This window comes from Ochrobactrum soli, assembly GCF_003664555.1.
Lineage (GTDB): Bacteria > Pseudomonadota > Alphaproteobacteria > Rhizobiales > Rhizobiaceae > Brucella > Brucella teleogrylli.
Map to the genome: position 1 here is coordinate 229732 of NZ_RCHH01000006.1, position 21495 is coordinate 251226.

Consider the following 21495-nt stretch of genomic DNA (forward strand, 5'->3'; position numbering starts at 1 on the left):
CCAGCATTTGGCTGGCAAAAATGTGGGGGAGAGCAAAGATTACAAGAAGAATCGGGTGTTCCGAAGTCAATGTATCGCTACGCTTGACGAGGAGCGAGTCTCGGCATGTTCTGCACAAAGCAAATATTGCGGGGCTATGGTCTATTGAAATTATTTTTTGTAGTCTCCATGTAGTTTGTGCCCGCTAGAGGAAGCGGGCTATGGGGAGGTCCGCCGCAAGGCGGCTTTGCGTCTGATTTGGGAGGACATATGCGTAGGTTTATTCTGGCCGTAACGTCGGTCGCTGCTTTGGCAATGATGGGAGCCGGTTCGGCGTCGGCGGAAGATTACAAGCTGCTCGCGCCGGCTGCTCCGGGCGGCGGCTGGGACCAGACGGCACGCACGATGCAGAGTGTGCTTCAGGACGAAAAGATCTCCAGCAGCGTACAGGTTATCAACGTACCGGGTGCAGGTGGCACTATCGGTCTGGCGCAGTTCGTCAATCAGAACAAGGGCGACGCCAGCCAGCTGATTGTTGGCGGTTATGTGATGGTCGGCGCAATCCTGACCAACAAATCGCCGGTAACGCTGGATCAGGTCACGCCTATTGCGCGCCTGACAGGCGAATATGAAGCCATTGTTGTTCCCGCCGCATCCGATATCCAAAATCTCGGCGATCTCGTCGCCAAGCTGAAGGCCGATCCTGGTTCCGTATCCTGGGGTGGCGGTTCGGCAGGCGGCACCGATCACATCACGGCTGGCCTTTTTGCAAAGGCGGCTGGCGTCGATCCGACCAAGGTGAACTACATCGCGTTTTCGGGCGGCGGTGAAGCTCTTGCCGCTATTCTCGGCAATCAGGTGACGGTCGGTATTTCCGGTTACGGCGAATTCGACTCGCAGATCAAGGCCGGTACGCTGCGCATCATCGGCATTTCCAGCGATCAGCGTGTGGAAGGCATTGATGCGCCCACCTTCAAGGAAGGCGGCGTGGACGTCTCCATCCAGAACTGGCGCATGGTTGCTGCCGCTCCGGGCATCACGGCTGAACAGGAAGCCGCGATCAACGCCGATGTCGAAAAGCTCGTGAAATCGGAATCCTGGCAGAAGGCGCTGAAGGATAAGGGTTGGGCCGATACCTATCTCGCCGGTCCGGCATTCAAGGAACAGCTCGCCAAGGATGTCGCGGCGACTGAGACAATCCTCAAGGAAATCGGCCTCGTCAAATGACAGGGTCTCAACAGCACGATGAGCGTCGCCCTGACAGGGCGGCGCCGGATATCGCCGCTCTTGTCATCGCTTTCATTCTGGCTGCCGTTTCGATCGCCATTGCCTGGTCCACGGCCTATGGCAACGAGGTGACGAGTTACTCGCCGGTCGGCCCGAAAACCGTTCCGTATGTCGTTGCTGCAGGATTGTTCGGCCTTGCCATATGGACAGTTATCGAAGCGCTTCGCGGTGATTTTCCCGAAAGAGAGCATCAGGAAATTGCCCCCATGGCGTGGATCATCGGCGGTCTGGCTATCCAGATGCTGACGATGAAGACAGCCGGGTTTTCGCTGGCCACCGGATTGCTGTTCGCGGCAACCGCACGCGGCTTTGGCTATCGCAAGTTCTGGATCAGCGTTCCGGCAGGCATCATCTTTGCCTTCGTGATCTGGTTCATCTTCGCGCGTGGTCTTCAGCTGTCGCTGCCATCCGGCTGGCTTGAACGTTTCGTCTAACGGCGAGGGCACATTATGGATACTGTAGCACTTCTCGCCAACGGACTGCTGGTGGCGTTGGAGCCATCGAACCTCCTCTATGCTCTGATCGGCGTGACGCTCGGCACGGCAGTCGGCGTTTTGCCGGGCATCGGCCCGGCGCTGACGGTCGCGCTTCTGCTGCCGGTTACCTACAAGCTGGACCCGTCCGGCTCGCTTATCATGTTTGCCGGTATTTATTATGGCGGCATGTATGGCGGCTCGACCACGTCAATCCTTCTCAATACGCCGGGTGAAAGCGCCTCCATCGTCACCGCGCTGGAAGGCAACAAAATGGCAAGGGCCGGGCGCGGCGGGCCAGCACTGGCCACGGCTGCCATCGGCTCATTCATTGCGGGTCTTATCGCCACGCTTGCGCTCGCCTTCGTCGCGCCGTTCGTGGTGAAATTCGCGCTATCCTTCGGCCCGTCAGAATATTTCGCGCTGATGTTGCTCGCCTTCATGACAGTCTCGGCGGCTTTCGGCGATTCCACCCTTCGCGGCCTCACATCGCTGTTCATCGGACTTGCGCTTGGCCTGATCGGTATCGATCAGCTGACCGGACAGGCGCGCCTTGTGATGGGCACGCCGAACCTGCTCGACGGCATCAATGTCACGACGCTTGCCGTGGCGCTGTTTGCTATCGGTGAAACGCTCGCGGTGGTGTCGAAGAAGCTCGGCCCCGACGATGAAGTCATTGCCGTCAAAGGCTCGGTCTGGATGACCAAAAACGACTGGAAGCGCTCTTGGATGCCATGGCTGCGCGGCACGGCCATCGGCTTCCCGATTGGGGCCATGCCTGCGGGCGGTGCCGACGTATCAAGCTTCCTGTCCTATTCGGCGGAACGCCAGTTCTCCAAACATCCGGAAGAATTCGGCAAGGGCGCAATCGAAGGTGTTGCCGGGCCAGAAGCTGCCAACAACGCTTCGGCTGCCGGAACGCTCGTGCCACTTCTGACGCTTGGTCTGCCGACCACTGCAACAGCCGCGATCATGCTGGCTGGTTTCCAACAGTTCGGCTTGCAGCCGGGACCGCTTCTGTTCGTGACCAATGCTTCGCTGGTCTGGGGACTGGTTGCGAGCTTGCTCGTCGCCAATCTGATGCTGCTGGTTTTGAACCTGCCGCTGATCGGCCTGTGGGTGAAGATGCTCACCATCCCGCGCCATTGGCTTTATGCAGGCATTCTGGTGTTTGCGACGCTTGGCACGATTGGCGCCAATGCGTCCACGTCGATGCTGCTTGGACTGCCGGTTTCCTTCGAACTTGGCCTGCTCCTGGCATTCGGCCTGCTCGGCTATGTGCTGCGGCGCTTTTCCTATCCGATTGCGCCAGTGGTCGTTGGTCTGATCCTTGGGCCGATGGCGGAAAAGAGCTTGCGTCAGGCGTTGCAGATCAGTCAGGGCAACCCGATGGCGCTCGTCCATTCCTGGGTGTCGGTCGCGCTGATCGCGCTCGCAATTGCCGCTGTCGTCGTGCCGATGATCATGCGCCAGCGCGGCAAGGGCGATCTTTTGAAGCAGATGGCCACCGACGAAGATTGATCAAAAAAGAGGCTCCGGCAGCACCGGGGCCTCTTGATAGCTCCGATTTGGTGACACGGAGTTGGACATGTAGTCATCGGGACAAGAAGCTAAAATTGATCTCATTGAAAGGGAGATCATTATGCATAAGTATTTTTTATTTATCGTATTCGGCGCTGCTTTTTTTCCGAACACCGGTGCTTACGCCAACATCCGGACCAGCCTTCATAACCCGCCTGCAATGACACATATTCACCTGGCTCGCGATGCGAGGCAAGTAAATAAGCGGTATATAGGTGGTTTTGATACGGAAGATGAATGTAAGAAAGTTTGCCGTATCACTGCAGGAGATAACTACTGGTACTGCACGCGCTATTATACTATTTGGGATTGTCGTATATGGAGCAACTAGGGAAAGTATAGGTTGATTTTGATTGCTAGTAAAGATAAAAAGCCCCGGTGTTTGGCCGGGGCTGTTCAAAACGCGGATACTTGATACTCTTTACGCGAAAATTATCCGTGAATTTCGCGGAACTGCTTTGCATTGATGCCGAGCGTCTCGAGGTCTTTCGCGGCAGGCTGATGACCAACCCGCACCGCAGCCGAAGCGCGGACAGCGCTACCAAATTGCGCGAATGCACGACCGAAACGATTGTTAAAACGGGCAAACATTTTTCATCTCCAGTCCGGACAGTTTCTTCGTCCGTGACTTTTAAATGGCGATGAAGCCGGGCGTTTTGAAGAGAGTTCCGTGCATGCCTGCCATGCAGCACGTGCATGTGGTGGCCACCGCCATCAGGCGGTGGCTTTTCCCGCTGAATATCGTTCATCGCGAAATGAGACGTTATTGCGTGGGGTTTTCTTCCACGAGCGCAGGCGTCGGGTCGGATGTAGCGACGGCGGGCGGTCCTTCGACGCCGCGCTGGCGTTCGCGGATGAATGTGAACATGCCGGAAATGACGATCAGCACAATGCCGATCAGCATCGCCATATCGATATGATCGTGGAAGACGAAATAGCCGAACAGGATCGCCCAGATCATCTGGCTATATTGCGGCGATGCAATCGCACTGGCAGGCGCGTGATGTGCCGCCAGCATGAGCAGAATATTGGCGAGTGCTGCCAGCAGGCCATATCCAGCCAGATAGACCCATTGCATCGTATCGGGTGCCTGATAGGTCGGCAGCATCAGCGCGCCGCAGATGACGATGGGGCCGATGAGCCCGCTTGTATAAAGCGAGATGCGCTTTTCCTGTTTACCCATCACGCGGAAAATGATGATGCCGACTGCGCCACCTATGCCGCCGGCGAGCGCACCGAGATGGCCAATGGACAATTCGCGGAAGCCGGGCCGCAGAACCACCAGAACACCCGCAAAGCCGATGGCGACTGCCAGCCAGCGCCGCCAGCCGACCTGTTCCTTGAGGAACACGACGGACAATATAGTGACGAATGCAGGCAACAGGAAAATCAGGGCGAAAGCTTCCGCCATTGAAAGATGTGTAAATGCGGTGACGCTGCCGACAGTCCCCATCGTGGTCGTGACCATGCGCAGAAACCACATCTTCACATTGGTGGTTCGAAACATATCGAGCCAGCTGTCGGTGGCTTTCTTGGTGAAAGGGACGGCAAGCAAACCGAGCACTGCGCCGAAAAAGGCGGTTTCGTAGGGAGACAGCGAGCCGTCAATGAATTTGACGCAGGCATCACTGATAGCGAATGCAGCATAGGAAGCAAACGCGAGGAAAATTCCGTAAAGCATGACTATGTCCGTAAAGACGGGTCCGAAACCGCGGAGGCCGAAAAGAGGGGAGGAGGCTCTTGTCGATCCTCTAATCGATTGGAGACACATTGGCAAAAGACATTTTAGTAAAACTGCTGCTGAGCCAGTATAAATCGAGAGGTGCGATTTCGCCTTTTTCAAGGCTTGGAGCTCTCGCGAAAACGCATGCCTCATTTGCAATCATATCCGTGGTGGAAATTTAGACAAACGCCTATTTCATGCTCATCCAAACGAGGAGAGAGCAAATGAACATTCGTCAGAAATTCCAGCAGTATGTATCCCGTCGCCGTGCAGTTCGTGAACTCGGTGCAATGGACGACCATCTTCTTGCCGACATCGGCGTTTCGCGTTCGCAGATTCAGAGCGCCGTATTCGGTCGATAAGTGCTTATGGAGCGTCTTTCGAAGGATCGCCCCGCAAGTACAATTGAAATAAAGTGACAAAGCGTCGGTCTCCAGTCCCGGCGCTTTTGCTTTTTCTGCCTTGCCATAGAGTATTTTAGCAATTTCTTTTGTGATCAGCGCATTCCAGCTGGCAATTCTATTCCTCCGATTCTTTAAAAATTCGAGCTTGCAGACGGGTGATATAACTGTCGCATGGCTGTTGTTTTGCCGTGGGATCCACTCTCTTTTCGCCGGTTTTTTCGAAATCCAATCGCATTTGGGACATTTCTGATCCCGTTTTGAGACAACTTTGAATTGTTTCTTGCATGGTCTCTCATATACTCAATCTCGCGGGGGCTGATGATGAAGAGCATTTCAAGGTTGAGATGTTCAGGCTTTGAGTGCTTCTTCATCGTCGCTCTCTTTTCAGAGCAATGACTATTCAAACGATTGTTACAGCGGCTTGGCCGTAATATTGTGTGAAAACATCTATACTGAGACTGGCATCCTTGCGCATCGGGCGATCAGATTGCTAACTGATCGCCCGATGACATAAAAGCTCACAAGGCGATGGGGCTCGCAAGATGATGGACCTCCTATGGCGCGGTATCCTGATTGGGATCGGCGCAACAGTGGTGATGGATATTTGGGCAATCGTACTGGCAGCTATGCCGGGACAGGCTGCTCCAAACTGGGGGCGGGTTGGTCGCTGGTTTTGGCACCTTCGCAAAGGCCAGATATTCCATGACGATATAGGCCAGGCTGCGCCCTACAAGCACGAGGTCGCGCTTGGCTGGATCGGCCATTATGGTGTCGGCATTCTCTATGGCGTGATTTTCGCTTTCTATGGCGGGGCGGCGTGGTTCGAGGACCCTGTCTTTCTGCCCGTCTGGATCTTCGGCATATTAACGGTCGCTGCCGGTTGGTTTCTGCTGCAGCCGGGGCTGGGAATCGGCTGGGCGGCATCCCGTTTGCCGAATGCGCGTCATGTCCGTATTATGAACCTCGTCGCGCATACATTTTTTGCGCTTGGCATGTATGCGACCGCGCTTTTGCTGAAAAGCGCTTTCTAATCAGCATGTTGAAGATCGCATTCGTCGCCAAGACGGGTGCTTTTTTTTGAAGCACTTTCAAATATTTCCCCGCAAATGGGGAACTGGTGTTCGGGGACAAGTCAGTCCACACTTCATCAAGTCAATAAATAGGCATTCTCAAGGCAGAATTGTGTGCAGATCGTGTAGAGAACTGTGCATTGCCTGCAATGAGGTGTATGGGGAACCAGTCCGTCCGTGCAAAATGCGGCGGCGTCTAACATTTTGGCAATCCCAAAGGGTTGCTCCATTCTGCATTCCGTGGCGGCGCAGCAAATCTGTCCGTGGCGGAATTGGCGTGGGCACCCAAGAAATGGGCCTACTTGCCTCGGAGGAACGATGCTCGAAAAGCTGTTCAAATTACGGGAACATGGCACCAACGCGCGGACGGAAATCATCGCCGGCGTAACGACCTTCCTGACCATGTCCTACATCATCTTCGTCAACCCGGATATCCTGTCCACCACGGGCATGGATAAGAGCGCGGTGTTCGTGGCGACCTGTCTTGCGGCAGCGCTCGGCTCGATCATCATGGCTCTCGTTGCCAACTGGCCGATCGGCATGGCGCCCGGCATGGGCCTCAACGCGTTCTTCGCGTTCACGGTCGTTGGAGCCATGGGCTTCAGCTGGCAGCAGGCGCTTGGTGCGGTTTTCATTTCCGGCATCATCTTCCTCCTTCTGACAGTAACGGGTATCCGCCGCTGGCTGGTTGAAGGCATCCCGCATTCGCTGCGCAGCGCCATCGCCGCCGGTATCGGCATGTTCCTGGCGTTGATCGGCCTCAAAACCGCAGGCGTCGTGGTTGGCAATGAAGCAACGCTCGTCGGACTCGGCGATCTGACCAAAGCTGGCACCCTGCTCGCTATTGCCGGTTTCTTCATCATCGCGGTTCTGGATGCGCTCAAGGTTCGTGGTTCGATCCTGATCGGCATTCTGGTGATTACGATTGCATCGATTGCGCTCGGCATCAGCCAGTTCAATGGCGTGTTCTCTGCACCGCCAAGCCTTGCGCCGACCTTCCTGCAGCTTGATGTCATGGGCGCGCTCCACACCGGCATTCTGCACGTGATCCTCGTCTTTGTTCTGGTCGAAGTTTTCGACGCCACGGGCACGCTGATCGGCGTTGCCAAGCGTGGCGGCCTGATCGAACCGGGCAAGCCGAACCGTCTCGGCCGCGCACTTTTTGCCGATAGCACGGCCATTCTCGGCGGCTCGCTGCTCGGTACCTCGTCCACGACGGCTTATGTCGAAAGCGCCTCCGGCGTGCAGGCAGGCGGTCGCACCGGTCTCACGGCGCTCGTCGTGGCGCTGCTGTTTCTTGCAGCGCTGTTCATTTCGCCGCTCGCCGGTTCGGTGCCTGCTTATGCAACCGCACCCGCGCTGATCTATGTGGCTTGCCTCATGATGCGCGAACTGACCGAGATTGAATGGAGCGACATTACGGAAGCAACGCCTGCCGCGTTGACGGCTCTGGCCATTCCGCTCACCTATTCGATCGCCAACGGTCTTGCCTTTGGCTTCATCAGCTATGTCGTGCTCAAGGCCTTCACAGGCAAGGCACGTGAGGTTCACCTCGCAACCTGGCTGGTGGCGGCACTGTTCGTGATCCGCTTCGCGTTCTTCGCAGAATAGTCTTGCAGCGCTGGGCGTCCGCGCCCGGCGCACTTCCTGACCAGAGATGAGGAGAGAGCCTTTGCAGTCGAACGATTTGAAGCTTCTGGAACGACTGATTGAAGTTCTCGAGAATGATATCATCCCGCTGACGGAAAAAGGCGTTGCCGCTGGCAACAAGATTTTCGGTGCAGCCCTGCTGCAAAAGTCCGATCTTTCGCTCGTTTTGGCAGAAACCAACAACGAGACGGAAAACCCGCTTTGGCATGGTGAAGTGCACACGCTGAAGCGCTTTTATGAAATGCCGGAAAAGGGCAGGCCGAACACCAAGGATATGGTGTTCTTTTCCACCCATGAGCCATGCTCAATGTGCCTTTCGGCCATCACCTGGAGCGGCTTCGACAATTTCTATTATCTGTTCAGCCATGAAGATTCGCGCGATGCGTTTTCAATTCCGCACGATCTGAAAATTCTCAAAGAAGTTTTCACGCTGGAACCGGGCGGCTATAATCGTGACAATGCCTTCTGGCATAGCCATTCCCTGCCGAAGCTCGTTGCAAGTTTGCCGGAGCCGGATCGTTCGCGGCTAGAAAAGCGTCTTGATGCCATTCGCGCGAAATATGATGCGATGTCCGGCGCTTATCAGGCCCACAAGGATGGTAACGCAATCCCGCTGAACTAAAAACTTTAGCGCGCGAAGGCCGATTATTTTTTACCGAAGCTTGACAGGCCGACGGGTTACGCCGCACATCGCTCGTGTTGCGTGATCCGGTTTTGTTTCAGCGAAGACTTTTTGACTTCGCATGCCGGTGCCAGCGTGTCGGCGAGCCTGTGAGGATATTGATGCTGCGTATGATTGTTATGGGCGTTTCGGGTTCCGGAAAGTCCACTGTCGGTGAGAAGATCGCTGCCGAATTGCAGCTGCCCTTTCTGGAAGGGGATTCCCTCCACCCCAAGGCCAATGTCGATAAAATGTCGGCGGGCATTCCGCTTCAGGATGAAGACCGCTGGCCGTGGCTGGACAAGATCGGCGAACAGCTTGCCGCTGCAAATGATGGCATCGTCGTTTCCTGTTCCGCTTTGAAAAAGACCTATCGCGACCGCTTACGCGCTGCTGCCGGTGCACCGGTTCTGATTATCTTCCTCGATGGAACATTCGAAGTTCTCCACGAGCATATGGGACACCGCACTGGCCATTTCATGCCGGTCGCCATGCTCGAAAGCCAGATCGCGACGTTGGAAAACCCGGTGGGCGAGCCGCTTGTTTTCCGGGCAGACGTTGCCGACCCGGTGGGGAAAATCGTGGCGGAGAGCCTTGCCTGGGTTCGCGCGCAGAAGCTCTGAGCGGTCCTATTTCAGCGGCCAGAAGAACATCAATGTCGGCACGGTTACGATCGCGATGATGATGGAAAGCGGCAGCCCAAGGCGGGAATAATCACTGAATTTGTAACCGCCCGGTCCCATGACCAGCGTGTTGCATTGATGGCCGATGGGCGTGAGGAAATCGCATCCCGCGCCGATCGCCACCGCCATCAGGAAAGCTTCAGGCCTGAAGCCAAGACCAGCGGCAAAGCTGGTTGCAATGGGTGCCATGACCAGAACCGTGGCGGCATTGTTGAGAAACGGCGTCACCATCATTGCGGCGACCAAGATCAGCGCCAGTGCACCGGCGGGTGGCAGCTGATGACCAATGGTGGCGAGGGATTCGGCGATCAGATCAGTGCCGCCTGTGGTCCTGAGTGCGTCCGATACGGGTATGAGCGCCGCGAGCATCACCAGAATAGGTCCGTCGATCTCGTCATAAACTTCGTTGAGCGGGATCACCTTAAAAAGCAGCATCGCAACCGCAGCTGCGAAAAACGCAATGGCAACCGGTACGATGCTGAAAGCGGTCGCGCCAATGGCGACAATCAGAATTGCCAGTGGTATCAGGCTCTTGCGGACATTTCCAAGCATCAGCTTGCGCCGCGCCAGAGGCAAAAGCTCGAATTCCGGCAGGAAGGTCGAAAGACTGGCCTGTCTGCCTTGCAGCACCAGCACGTCACCAAAGCGCAGGCGCACTTCGCTCAATCGTTCCGTGATGCGCTCGCCGGGACGACTGACGGCGAGGAGATTGACGTCATAGCGCGCATAAAGCTCGAGCCGTTGCGCCGAAAGATCGACAAGATGGGAATTCTTGCCGATGACGGCTTCAACCACCTCAATGTCGGTCGAGCCGCTCGTGTCTTTCGGGTCGCGATTTTCGGACAGGGTCAGCTTTCCGGCGCTGACAACCGTATCGAGCGCTTTCGGATCGCCTTCCAGCATGACGATATCGTCTTCGGCAAGGACTGTGTCGGGCAGGGGCGTGATGCGCCCTTCCTTGCGGATGATGGCTGTGACCATCGCCTCACCTTCGGCGGGACGGATCAGTTCGGATATCTGCTTGCCTACCAGTGGCGAGGATTTTGAAACACGGGCTTCGGAAGCGTAGTTCTTGATCTTGATCGCTTCGTTGAGCGAAACGTTCTCGCGGGTGCGCTGCGGCACCAGCCAGTAAAAGCACACGAGATAGACGAGGCCGACAGCGGCAAGCACAGCGCCGACCGGCGTGAAATCGAACATGGTGAAAGGCTCGCCGACCATTTCGCCGCGAATACGCGAAACGACGATATTGGGCGAGGTGCCAACTTGCGTCATCAGCCCGCCGAGCAGCGCGCCGAAGGCCATCGGCATCAGGAATGTCGAGGGCGAGACATTGGAGCGGCGGGCAAACTGAAAGGCGACAGGGATCATGATCGCCAGCGCGCCGACATTCTTCACGAAGGCGGAAAGAACCGTCACGATGGCGACCAGCACGGCCAGCTGCAATCGAACGCTGTTCATTTCGGGCAGGAACCGCTGAACGGCAAGCTGCATCAGGCCAGAGCGTGCGACGCCCGCGCTAACCACCAGCGCACTGCCGACAATGATGACGATATCGTCGCTAAACCCACTGAACGCCTGGTCATAGGGGACGACACCGACCGCGATGGCAAGCAGAAGCGCGCAAAGCGCCACGATGTCGTATCGAAACTTGCCCCAGATAAAAGCCCCCATCATGAGTACGATCACAGCGAAGGACAGTATCTGTTGATGAGTCATTCAGTACGCATTCCCAGAAATGAGAAAATTATTCCCTTTCTGTGTAACGCATAAAATTTCAAACGGAAATTGATTATTCAAGGTGATGTAAACATTGCGCATATAAGAAAAGGCGGCGTCTTGCGCTCTGGTTGCAGAGCGCAAGACTGTTTCAATCAGTCGCCGATACGGCGGCCATTCGCATCAAAAAGATGCACGTTCTGCGCTGAAGCGCCGACCTTCACGACTTCATCGATTGCATGGCCCGAGCGTCCGGCCACGCGGAAGACCAGCGGCTTGCCATCGGAAAGCGAGCCATGGATGAAGCTTTCCGCGCCAACCAGTTCAATAGCGTCAATGCGCACATCGGCGTTGAAGCCATCTGCCGGCGGTTCTCCGGCTTCGATGATTCGAATATCTTCCGGGCGCACGCCGAGCGTGAAACTGCCTGACGGGATAGTGATGGCACTGCCCGGCTGCCACAGCGTGCTTGCGCCGCCTTCCATTAGGTTCATCGACGGGGAACCAATGAAGGTTGCCACAAAGGTCGAAGCAGGCTTTTCGTAAAGCTCGATGGGCGTGCCGACCTGCTCGATATTCCCGGCATTGAGCACGACGAGGCGGTCAGCCATGGTCATGGCTTCCATCTGGTCGTGGGTCACATAAACACTGGTGGTGCCGAGCGAACGTTGCAGGCGCTTGATCTCGACGCGCATCTGAACGCGCAGTTTAGCATCGAGGTTGGAAAGCGGCTCGTCGAACAGGAATGCCGCCGGTTCGCGCACGATGGCGCGGCCCATGGCAACGCGCTGGCGCTGGCCGCCCGAAAGCTGGCGCGGCTTGCGGTCAAGAAACTGCTCGATCTCCAGCGCCTTGGCGGCCTTAGCGATCCGGCGTTCGATCTCGTCTTTCGGCGTTTTGCGGTTTCTAAGGCCATAAGCGAGGTTATCGCGCACCGACATATGCGGATAAAGCGCATAGTTCTGGAACACCATGGCGATGTCGCGTTCGGCTGGCTCGACATCGTTGACCACACGGTCGCCAATGGCAATCGTGCCGCCAGTGATGCCTTCAAGCCCTGCGATCATGCGCAATAATGTGGACTTGCCGCAGCCTGATGGGCCGACGAGAACGACGAATTCGCCATCCTGAATATCCAGTGAAACGCCTTTGATGACTTCAATGCCGGCACCATAGCTCTTGCGGACATTATCAAGAACGATTTTGCTCATTATTTTTCCGTTTCCACGAGACCTTTGACGAACCAGCGCTGCATCAGCACGACAACGAGGATCGGCGGGATGATGGCCAGAATTGCCGTTACCATGACATAGTTCCATGGGGTGGATGCGTCGGCCCAATCGACCATGCGGCGCAGGCCGATGATGATCGTGTTCATTTTCGCATCATTGGTAACGAGCAGGGGCCACAGATACTGGGTCCATCCGTAAATGAAGAGAATGACGAAAAGCGCTGCGATATTCGTCTTCGACAGCGGCAGGAGAATGTCGCGCATGAAGCGGAACGGTCCTGCATTGTCGATGCGCGCGGCTTCGACCAGTTCTCCCGGAATGGTCAGGAAGAACTGCCGGAACAGGAAGGTCGCCGTCGCCGATGCCATCAGGGGCAGTGTAAGCCCTGCATAGGTATCGATCAGGCCAAGATCGACGATGACCTTGTAGGTGGGCAGGATGCGCACTTCGACCGGCAGCATCAGCGTCACAAAAATCATCCAGAAAAAGAACATGCGCAGCGGAAAGCGGAAGAAGACAATCGCAAAGGCCGACATGAACGAGATGATGATCTTGCCGATGGCAATCGCCATCGCCACGACGAACGAGTTCCACAAGAGCCGTTCAAGGCTGACACCGACAACGCGCTCCACGCCGCCGAATATGGCTTCGTTATAGTTCTCGATGAGATTATCGCCGGGCAGGAGCGAGATAGGCGGGCGGATGATTTCCGACGAGCTCATCGTCGAGGCGATGAAGGTGTAATAAATCGGAAAGGCGACGATGATGATCCCGATGATCAGGATCAGGTGGCCGATCAGATTGGAGATTGGGCGTTTTTCGATCATGGCCGCCTCGCTCACGAATAATGCACGCGCTTCTCAACGAAGCGGAACTGGAAGGCAGTCAGGGCGATGACGATGGCCATCAGGATGACCGATTGGGCCGACGACGAGCCGAGGTTCAGATTGACGAAGCCATCATTGTAAACCTTGTAGACTAGCGTTTCCGTGGCCTTGGCAGGACCGCCGCCGGTGACGGCATGGATGATGCCGAATGTATCGAAGAAGGCATAGGTCGTGTTGACTACCAGCAGGAAGAACGAAGTCGGTGCCAGCAGTGGAAACACGATGGTCCAGAAGCGCCGCGCGCCGCGCGCGCCATCGATTGCCGCTGCTTCGATTAAGGACTTAGGAATTGCCTGCAAGCCTGCAACAAAGAACAGGAAATTGTAGGAAATCTGTTTCCACGCCGCCGCGAAAACAACGAGGCCCATAGCCTGATTGCCATCCAGAAGCGGGTCCCATGCGATGCCGTTGCGGCGCAGTATATAGGCGAGTGTACCCATCGCCGGGTTGAACATGAACAGCCACAGCATGCCAGCGACCGCAGGTGCCACGGCATAGGGCCAGATCAGCAATGTGCGATAAAAGGTCTTGCCGCGTATGACGCGGTCGGCTGCGGTCGCCAGCAACAAGGCTGCGCCCATGGCCACAAAAGCCGTCAGGACGTTGAAGACAATCGTGACCCTGAAGGAATGCAGATAGTTCGGGTCCGAGAGAACCGCGCTGAAATTTGCCAGCCCTACGAAGGTGGATTTCAGGCCGAACGCGTCTTCACGCATGAAGGACTGATAAATGGCCTGACTGGCGGGCCAGAAGAAGAACACCAGCGTCAGCGCGATTTGCGGCGCCAGCAGGAAATAGGGCAAGATCTTATTGGGGAATGTGACTTTCTGCACGGCGATTTCCTTGCAGGAAACAAAGCCGCCCACTCGATTAAGAGCAGGCGGCATTGCTTGATTTAAAACTTATTGTGCGGCTGCGATCGCATCGTTTCCACGCTTGACAGCGTTTTCTAGCGCGGTCTTCGCGTCCTGCTTGCCGCCGAGCATGGCTTCGAACTCTTCGTTCAGGATATCGCGCACCTGCGGCAGATTGACGAGGCGCACGCCCTTGGAGTTCTCGGTCGGGGCCTTGCCCATCATCTGCAGGATCGGCGTTTCGCGCCCCGGATTCTTTTCATAGAAATCCGACTTCTTGGTTTCTTCGTAAGCCGCCAGCGTCACCGGCAGATAGCCGGACTTCTCGTGCAGCTTGACCTGAATCTTGGTCTGCGACAGGAAGTTGAAGAACTGCGCAATGCCCTTGTACTGGTCGTCGCTGAGGCCAGCGAAAACCCAGAGAGCCGCACCGCCGGGAATGGTGTTCTGAGGCCCATGACCTTCATAATAGGGCAGCTGGCCGATACCGTAATTGGTGCCGGATTTGACCACATCGCCGAGACCACCGGACGATTCCGTCAGCATGGCGCATTCGCCCGAGGTGAAGAGCTGCTTTGCTTCCGAGGTGCGACCGCCATAGCGGAAAGTGCCATCCTTGGCGAGATCGGCAATCGACTGGAAATGCTGGATGTAAAGCGGGGAATTGATTTCCAGCTTCACATCGGTGCCGCCGAGGCCGTTTTCGTTGGTGCCATAGGGCACGTTGTTCCAGGCTGCGAAGTTTTCGGTCTGGATCCAGGTCAGCCAGGTCGAGGTGAAACCGCAAGCCGCAGCGCCGCTCGTCTTGATCTTTTTGGCGGCTTCAAACACTTCCGGCCAGGTCTTTGGCGGGTTGTTCTCATCCAGACCAGCCTTCTTGAAGGCATCCTTGTTGTAATAGAGGATTGGCGACGAGGAATTATACGGGAAGGACAGCATGGTGCCGTCCGGCTTGGAGTAATAAGCGACGATACCCGGCAGATATTGCGACTTGTCGAACTTGAAGCCGCCCTTTTCCAGCACTTCCGCTGCCGGAACCACGGCACCCTCTGCACCCATCATCACGCCACTGCCAGCGTCGAAGACCTGAAGAATTGCCGGCGGCTGCTTGGAACGGAACGCGGCAATGCCAGCGTTCAACGTTTCCGGATAGCTGCCTTTATAGACCGGAACAACCTTGTAATCGCTCTGGCTTTCGTTGAACTCCTTGGTGAGTTCGTTGATCATTTCGTTGTTGGCGCCGGTCATGCCGTGCCACCAGGACAACTCGGTCTGGGCAAATGCCTGCGAACCGATGCAAAGAGCAAGCGCGCCTGTAAGCGCAGAGGTCGAGATCAGACGGGTAAGCATGTTTCCTCCTCGGAGTTGAGGTTGCGTGAATATCAGGAACAGCGAAGCCTGCTCGCGATAACTCCGGAACCTGCATTATCGTTATTACGCTTATATGAATGCAATTTTTAGGGAAGGATCAACCTTCGATTTCACCTATGTCAGAGTAAACCCGAAAATAGTAGCTATCGAAAAGAAAAAAATCGAAAGCCCCGCGAAAAATTGTGAGTGGCTGTGGATTAACTGCGGAGGTTTTATGACGTTACAGGAGACGGGTGTTGCTGTCTTGAGCAAAAAATATAGGAGGCCCGGAATGCCTCCTCGATACTTTGTCTGGATTCGCAGAATTGTTTCGGTCTTATTGGCCCCAGCTGCGCTCCAGCACGTCAATCCAGTTTCCATGGGCCAGTTTGACGAGGGATGCATCGTCATAACCATGTGCCCGGAAGGTTTGGATCACACGCTGAAGGTCGGCGACGCTATGCAGGCTGTTCGAGATCGTCGTGCCGTCGAAGTCCGAACCAAGCGCGATGTGATCGATGCCGATGCGGTTGACGATATAGTCGGCATGGCGCACCAGCTCGTTCAGATCGGTATTCGGGTCGCGTTTGCCATCTTCGCGCAGAAAGCCGACGCCGAAATTCAGGCCGACAAGACCACCGGTATCGCGAATGGCGTCAAGCTGCCGGTCGGTGAGATTGCGGCTTTGCTGGCAAAGCGCATGGGCATTGGAGTGCGACGCAACCAGCGGTGCATCGGATAGAGCGGCAATATCCCAGAAGCCTTTTTCATTCATATGGGAAAGATCGACCATGACCTTCAGTTCATTGCAGGCGCGGATCAGCGCCTTGCCGTGATCGGTCAGGCCCGCCCCGATATCGGGCGATGATGGAAAACGGAAGGGAATGCCATGGGCAAAAATATTGGGGCGGCTCCAGACAGGGCCGAGCGTTCGGAGGCCGGCTGCGTGCAGCACATAAAGCGCATCGAGGCTTTCATCGAAAGCTTCCACCCCTTCAATGTGAAAAACGGAAGCAAAGATGCCCTTGGCAAAAGCGTCGCGAATGTCCGCAGCCGTCCGGCAGATGCGGACCTGCCCTTCCGACTTGCGTTCGATGTTCTGCAGAATGGACGCCATGCCCAGCGTCGCCTTCATGGCATCGGGCTGGCTTGGCGTTGGCAGATTGCCGTCGGCGTCAAGCTCACGGGCAGGAGACGGAACATAGACCGCGCATAGTCCACCGCCGAGGCCCCCCTTGCGGGCGCGGGGCAGGTCGATATGCCCGACATCTTCGCCTTCCAGGAAGCGCTTTTCAGGCGTAGGCTTGTTGGAAGACCACAGGCGCAGCAGAACATCATTGTGCCCATCGAATACCGGAATCAATTGTTCTGTCGCCATGTTGGGAGTTTTCCTTCACGCTGATCATTCAGTTCAATGGCGTAGTGGACCCGCTGAGGGCAAATTGCAAACGAGTTTTCTGCGCCATGTGTCTCACACCGTACAGTGAGGCGGTCTTGCGTGGACAAGAGAATCCCATTTATCTGCGGTCGGCTACGATCCCATGCTATGGTGCTGCGATGTTTCTTGAGACAGTGAACATTCGGCATCCGGGATTGTGGAACAGCTCGGCGGCGGGGGAATTGCGCATGCAGGGAGCGTTGAAATGCAAGAGCTGTCTGACGGAGATTTTATGCCAATGCATGCGGACTGGAACGCTGCCTCACAGGCTGCGAAGGTCTATTCGAGAAGCTGGGCGAAGGATGAGCCCGGCGGTGTGATTATCGGTTTTGATCTGGACGGGGTCAAATTCGCTTATGCGGGCGGGCTGGAAAGCCTCGCAACGGGGGTTCCCTTTACGGCCAATACGGTCGTGCGCTACGCGTCCATCACCAAGCATTTGTTCTGCGCCATGGTTCTGAGCCATAGCGATGTCATAAGCCTCGATGATCGTCTCGGTGACCATCTGCCGGAACTGCAAAGCCCGCTGGCGGATGTGAGCGTGGGCCGTGCGCTGGATATGACCGGCGGCCTGCCTGATACGCGCGAATGCCTGACACTGCTTGGTCTTTCCGTCTACACGCAGACTGAAGCAAACCAGCTTCTGGATTTTATAGCATCGCTGACGCGGCTCAATTTTGAAGCAGGCAGCGAAATTTCCTATTCCAATACCGGCTATCGGCTGGTGGAAGCCGCGCTGGAACGCAAAGGCTTAAGCTTTCGCGATTTCATAAAGGCCAAAGTTGCGGCACCGCTTGGCCTTTCAATTGATGCGCCCGATCTGTGGAACGATCCGATCAAGGGATTGGCGCCGGGTTACTTTCAGGCGGGCGACAAGTGGCAATTGAGCGCTGCTGGCTTGCATCTTTCCGCTTCGGGTTGTCTGGTCGGCAGCGGCATGGCCTTGACGATCTGGGCGCAAGCGCTTCTGGAAGGCGAGGGTGCTTACAGGGGATTGCTCGCAAAACTCTCTGCGGAACGCACCCTGTCGAACGGACGTCCGACCGGCTATGGTCTGGGCCTGCGCTGGAACGGCGTGGACGGACGGGCATTTGTCGGCCATGGCGGTTCGCATCCCGGTTACAAGAGCTATTTTCTGCTCGATCCGCTTGCGAAAAGCGGCATGGTTGTTGTGTCCAACCGGGAAGACGCCGACACTTATAGGATCGCGCGCGATTGTATGGCCGCCCTCTATAGTTTGCAGCTGCCCGATACCGATTGCACGATCCCGGACGGATTGTACGTTGCCGAAACCGGGTCGCTATGGCTGGAAATGCGCAATGGCGTCGCCAATTGCCTTGATGCCCAAGAAACGCTCTACAGCGTTGGTGATGGCTGGTTCTCGTCCCTTTCTGCGTCGTCGCCGGTCAAGCTGCGCTGGACGGGTGACGTGCTGGAAGGTGAAATCGGCTATGCCCCGTGTCGCCTGAATCCGGCATCGGTGTCGCCTGCCGGAAGAGAACTGGATGGCCACTGGCAGGCATCGGCTTATGGCGCCAGTTTCGATATCAGGGACGGGCATGTCATTTGGGGAATCGGTCCCACACGCCGCGCCATACCGCTGGAAGACATGGGCAATGGACGGGCGCTCTTCACGCTGCAAGACGGCCCGTGGACGCGGCGCGTCTGTCTGCACCAGCTCGACGGTAATCGTCTCGAACTGGTTTTGAGCCGCAGCCGCATCATGGAATATCGCCGCTGACAACGCGGTATTGTTATCGACGGCGCGGCGGAAGGGCGACCTTACCGCCGCGTCTTGCATTATGATAACCTCTTTCGAATTGATTCAGTTGTGAATGGAGTAAGCGATGCTGGAACGGATGATCGATCAAGGCGTGGGCCGCGAGCCTGCCGATATCGTGCTGAAGGGTGGCCGCTTCTTCGATCTTGTCACCGGCGAGCTGGTGGAAAGCGATATTGCAATCTGCGGGGATCGCATTGTCGGCACGTTCGGGACCTATTCCGGCAAGCAGGAAATCGACATTTCGGGGCGCATCGTCGTGCCGGGCTTTATCGATACGCATCTGCACATCGAATCCTCGCACATCACGCCGCATGAATTCGATCGCTGCGTACTGCCGCAAGGCGTGACGACGGTGATCTGCGATCCGCATGAAATCGCCAATGTTCTGGGCGCGGAGGGCATTAAGTTCTTCCTCGACAGCGCGCTGGAAACCGTGATGGATATCCGCGTTCAGCTGTCAAGCTGCGTGCCTGCCACCCATATGGAAACGGCGGGTGCGGAACTGCTGATCGGCGATCTTCTGCCCTTCGCGGATCATCCAAAGGTGATCGGTCTGGCCGAGTTCATGAATTTTCCGGGTGTTCTGGCCAAAGACCCCGAATGCATGGCCAAACTCAACGCATTTCAGGGGCGACACATCGACGGTCATGCACCACTGCTGCGCGGCAAGGACCTGAACGGCTACATTTCCGTCGGCATTCGTACCGAACATGAGGCGACAAGTGCCGAAGAAGCGCTGGAGAAGATGCGCAAGGGCATGCATGTTCTGGTCCGCGAAGGTTCGGTTTCCAAGGACCTCAAGGCGCTGATGCCGATCATCACCGAGCGCCACGCGCAGTTTCTGGCGCTTTGCACCGACGACCGCAATCCGCTCGATATCGCTGATCAGGGCCATCTCGATTATCTGATCCGCACCGCTATTGCGGGCGGCGTGTCGCCTTTGGCCATCTATCGTGCGGCCAGTGTTTCGGCGGCCCGTGCATTTGGCCTTTTTGACCGGGGGCTGGTAGCGCCGGGGCAGCGCGCCGATCTCGTGATCGTGGACAGTCTGGAAGGTTGTCATGCCGCGATCGTCCTCTCGGCAGGACGTGTGGTTTCGGAAGAGCTTTTTGCCCAGCGCAAGACAATCGCCGAAGTGGGGCGCAACAGCGTGAAGGCGCAGCGTGTCAGTGCTGCCAATTTCCGTTCGCATTCCAACAGCGGCAAGACGCGCGCCATTGGCATCATTCCCGGCAAGATCATCACCGAAAGCCTCGAATTCGAGCTGAAAGTCGGATCGAAGGGTGTTGAACCCGATCTCGAACAGGATGTTGTGAAAATCGCGGTGGTTGAGCGCCACGGCAAGAATGGCAATATCGCCACCGGTTTTGTGCATGGTTTCGGGTTGAAAGCGGGAGCCATTGCTTCAACTGTCAGCCATGACAGCCACAATATTTGTGCCGTCGGCACATCGGACGAGGATATTGCGGTCGCCGCCAACCGGCTTGGCGAGATCGAAGGCGGTTTCGTGGTGGTTCGCGATGGCAAGGTGCTGGCCGAACTACCTTTGCCCATCGCCGGACTGATGAGCGACCAGCCTTATGAGGTGGTGCGGGAGGAATTGCGCAAGCTGCGCCATGCTGCCGAAGAACTGGGCTCGGTTCTGGAAGAACCATTCCTGCAACTGGCCTTTGTCGCACTGCCGGTTATCCCACATCTGAAAATCACGGATCGCGGTCTGGTGGACGTGGACAAGTTCGAATTTGTCGGCAACTGAGCGCTAGCTCAGTTTGCTGGCAGCGCTGAATCTGTTCGAAAGGAAACCCACAAAAGCAAAAATCCCGGACGAAGCCGGGATTTTGATCGTTGCCTTGCTGGAAACTGGAGCGGGCGAAGGGATTCGAACCCTCGACCCCAACCTTGGCAAGGTTGTGCTCTACCCCTGAGCTACACCCGCTCGCGCCAGTTTCGACCTGAAAACGTTTCCGAAGGAAGTCGTTTCCATCAGGCAGGCGCTATATGGACTAAGGCATTTCGGAATGCAACAGGGAAATTACAATAAAATGTCGTTTTCCGGAGATTGTCCAAAGTTCGGTTCGGGTGGTTACAGCCGTGCATGCCATGGTCTATAAACCTGAACGGAACAATTTGAATATTGAATGGAAATGGGTGGAATCATGGCTTTGTCGCCGAAGGAGCTTCTCGACTATCTGCAAAATCTCGGTATCGAGGTGACGACCGTGGAACACCCGCCTTTGTTCACGGTTGCGGATTCTCAAGGCTTGCGTGGCGAAATTCCCGGCGGACACACCAAAAACCTGTTCCTGAAGGACAAGAAGGACAATTTCTTTCTCGTGACCGTGGAGGAAGATGCCGTGGTCGATCTGAAGTCGATCCATCAGGTGATCGGTGCGGCAAGCCGCGTTTCGTTTGGCAAACCGGAAAAGCTGCTGGAATATCTGGGTGTCATTCCGGGATCGGTGACAGTGTTCGGCGCGATCAACGACCGCGACCACAATGTTCAGGTCGTCATCGATGCGGATCTGATGAAATATGATGTCATCAACGGACACCCGCTGACCAACGAAGCCACCACCTCGATCCGGCGCGAAGACCTCATCGCCTTCCTGAAATCGACCGGTCACGAACCACGTATCCTTGCAGTATCAGAAGGTGCGAAGGCAGACGCAACGGTATAGACTACGCGTCTTGAAATCCGCCGGAACAGATACAAATTGACAA

At 56.3% G+C, this 21495-nt stretch carries 20 protein-coding genes and 1 tRNA gene; 12 read left to right on the forward strand and 9 right to left on the reverse strand.

The window, feature by feature from the left end; all coding sequences use genetic code 11:
• The first annotated feature begins 249 nt into the window (after window positions 1-249).
• The 4 genes from D8666_RS12840 to D8666_RS23975 all read left to right on the forward strand — a co-directional run bounded on the left by D8666_RS12840 (window position 250) and on the right by D8666_RS23975 (window position 3651).
• Complete coding sequence (locus tag D8666_RS12840; RefSeq protein WP_121538273.1) at window positions 250-1206, forward strand: Bug family tripartite tricarboxylate transporter substrate binding protein; 957 nt, start codon at window positions 250-252, stop codon at window positions 1204-1206.
• Entirely contained in the window at window positions 1203-1700 is a 498-nt protein-coding gene (locus tag D8666_RS12845) for a tripartite tricarboxylate transporter TctB family protein (RefSeq protein ID WP_109367270.1), read from the forward strand. Before D8666_RS12840 ends, D8666_RS12845 begins: the two co-directional genes overlap by 4 nt.
• Before the next feature lie 15 nt (window positions 1701-1715).
• On the forward strand, window positions 1716-3260 hold the full coding sequence (locus D8666_RS12850) for a tripartite tricarboxylate transporter permease (RefSeq protein WP_121538275.1): 1545 nt from the start codon (window positions 1716-1718) through the stop codon (window positions 3258-3260).
• 121 nt (window positions 3261-3381) lie between these two features.
• Window positions 3382-3651, forward strand: a complete 270-nt coding sequence (locus tag D8666_RS23975; protein WP_124915848.1) for a hypothetical protein — start codon at window positions 3382-3384, stop codon at window positions 3649-3651.
• A 101-nt stretch (window positions 3652-3752) separates the two neighbouring features.
• Here the strand turns inward: D8666_RS23975 and D8666_RS24225 are convergent, their stop codons facing one another.
• Together D8666_RS24225 and D8666_RS12855 are read right to left on the reverse strand one after the other, a co-directional pair.
• Complete coding sequence (locus D8666_RS24225; RefSeq protein ID WP_167836079.1) at window positions 3753-3911, reverse strand: hypothetical protein; 159 nt, start codon at window positions 3909-3911, stop codon at window positions 3753-3755.
• A gap of 172 nt (window positions 3912-4083) precedes the next feature.
• Complete coding sequence (locus tag D8666_RS12855; RefSeq protein ID WP_121538277.1) at window positions 4084-5001, reverse strand: DMT family transporter; 918 nt, start codon at window positions 4999-5001, stop codon at window positions 4084-4086.
• Between the two features lie 266 nt (window positions 5002-5267).
• On the opposite strand from D8666_RS12855, the gene D8666_RS12860 reads away from it, so the two are divergent.
• The 5 genes from D8666_RS12860 to D8666_RS12880 all read left to right on the forward strand — a co-directional run bounded on the left by D8666_RS12860 (window position 5268) and on the right by D8666_RS12880 (window position 9451).
• Entirely contained in the window at window positions 5268-5405 is a 138-nt protein-coding gene (locus tag D8666_RS12860) for a DUF1127 domain-containing protein (RefSeq protein WP_078336882.1), read from the forward strand.
• Between the two features lie 584 nt (window positions 5406-5989).
• Window positions 5990-6478 carry a DUF2938 domain-containing protein gene (locus D8666_RS12865; protein WP_167836080.1) on the forward strand — a complete coding sequence of 163 codons (489 nt, stop codon included), beginning with the start codon at window positions 5990-5992 and terminating at the stop codon, window positions 6476-6478.
• Window positions 6479-6835: 357 nt separating this feature from the next.
• Entirely contained in the window at window positions 6836-8128 is a 1293-nt protein-coding gene (locus D8666_RS12870; RefSeq protein ID WP_121538279.1) for an NCS2 family permease, read from the forward strand.
• A gap of 46 nt (window positions 8129-8174) precedes the next feature.
• A complete protein-coding gene (locus D8666_RS12875) occupies window positions 8175-8789 on the forward strand; it encodes a deaminase (protein ID WP_371830815.1) in 615 nt (204 codons plus the stop codon).
• 161 nt (window positions 8790-8950) lie between these two features.
• Entirely contained in the window at window positions 8951-9451 is a 501-nt protein-coding gene (locus tag D8666_RS12880; protein ID WP_109367276.1) for a gluconokinase, read from the forward strand.
• A 6-nt stretch (window positions 9452-9457) separates the two neighbouring features.
• On the opposite strand, the gene D8666_RS12885 is transcribed toward D8666_RS12880, so the two are convergent.
• The 6 genes from D8666_RS12885 to D8666_RS12910 all read right to left on the reverse strand — a co-directional run bounded on the left by D8666_RS12885 (window position 9458) and on the right by D8666_RS12910 (window position 16931).
• Complete coding sequence (locus tag D8666_RS12885) at window positions 9458-11230, reverse strand: SLC13 family permease (protein ID WP_109367277.1); 1773 nt, start codon at window positions 11228-11230, stop codon at window positions 9458-9460.
• 155 nt (window positions 11231-11385) lie between these two features.
• Entirely contained in the window at window positions 11386-12441 is a 1056-nt protein-coding gene (locus D8666_RS12890; RefSeq protein WP_109367278.1) for a sn-glycerol-3-phosphate import ATP-binding protein UgpC, read from the reverse strand.
• Window positions 12441-13289 (reverse strand): sn-glycerol-3-phosphate ABC transporter permease UgpE, encoded by an 849-nt coding sequence (gene ugpE, locus D8666_RS12895; RefSeq protein ID WP_121538360.1) that lies wholly within the window; start codon window positions 13287-13289, stop codon window positions 12441-12443. The genes D8666_RS12890 and ugpE overlap by 1 nt, the downstream gene beginning before the upstream one ends.
• 11 nt (window positions 13290-13300) lie before the next feature.
• Window positions 13301-14182 carry a sn-glycerol-3-phosphate ABC transporter permease UgpA gene (gene ugpA / locus D8666_RS12900; protein WP_109367974.1) on the reverse strand — a complete coding sequence of 294 codons (882 nt, stop codon included), beginning with the start codon at window positions 14180-14182 and terminating at the stop codon, window positions 13301-13303.
• 69 nt (window positions 14183-14251) lie between these two features.
• Complete coding sequence (gene ugpB, locus D8666_RS12905) at window positions 14252-15553, reverse strand: sn-glycerol-3-phosphate ABC transporter substrate-binding protein UgpB (protein ID WP_167836081.1); 1302 nt, start codon at window positions 15551-15553, stop codon at window positions 14252-14254.
• A gap of 337 nt (window positions 15554-15890) precedes the next feature.
• Complete coding sequence (locus tag D8666_RS12910) at window positions 15891-16931, reverse strand: dipeptidase (RefSeq protein WP_109367279.1); 1041 nt, start codon at window positions 16929-16931, stop codon at window positions 15891-15893.
• Window positions 16932-17223: 292 nt separating this feature from the next.
• On the opposite strand from D8666_RS12910, the gene D8666_RS12915 reads away from it, so the two are divergent.
• Entirely contained in the window at window positions 17224-18732 is a 1509-nt protein-coding gene (locus D8666_RS12915) for a serine hydrolase domain-containing protein (RefSeq protein ID WP_109367280.1), read from the forward strand.
• Between the two features lie 106 nt (window positions 18733-18838).
• Window positions 18839-20530 carry an adenine deaminase gene (gene ade, locus D8666_RS12920; protein WP_109367281.1) on the forward strand — a complete coding sequence of 564 codons (1692 nt, stop codon included), beginning with the start codon at window positions 18839-18841 and terminating at the stop codon, window positions 20528-20530.
• 105 nt (window positions 20531-20635) lie between these two features.
• Here the strand turns inward: ade and D8666_RS12925 are convergent.
• Window positions 20636-20710 (reverse strand) — tRNA-Gly (locus D8666_RS12925).
• Between the two features lie 220 nt (window positions 20711-20930).
• On the opposite strand from D8666_RS12925, the gene D8666_RS12930 reads away from it, so the two are divergent.
• Window positions 20931-21452, forward strand: a complete 522-nt coding sequence (locus D8666_RS12930) for a prolyl-tRNA synthetase associated domain-containing protein (RefSeq protein WP_109367976.1) — start codon at window positions 20931-20933, stop codon at window positions 21450-21452.
• The last annotated feature ends 43 nt before the right edge of the window (window positions 21453-21495 follow it).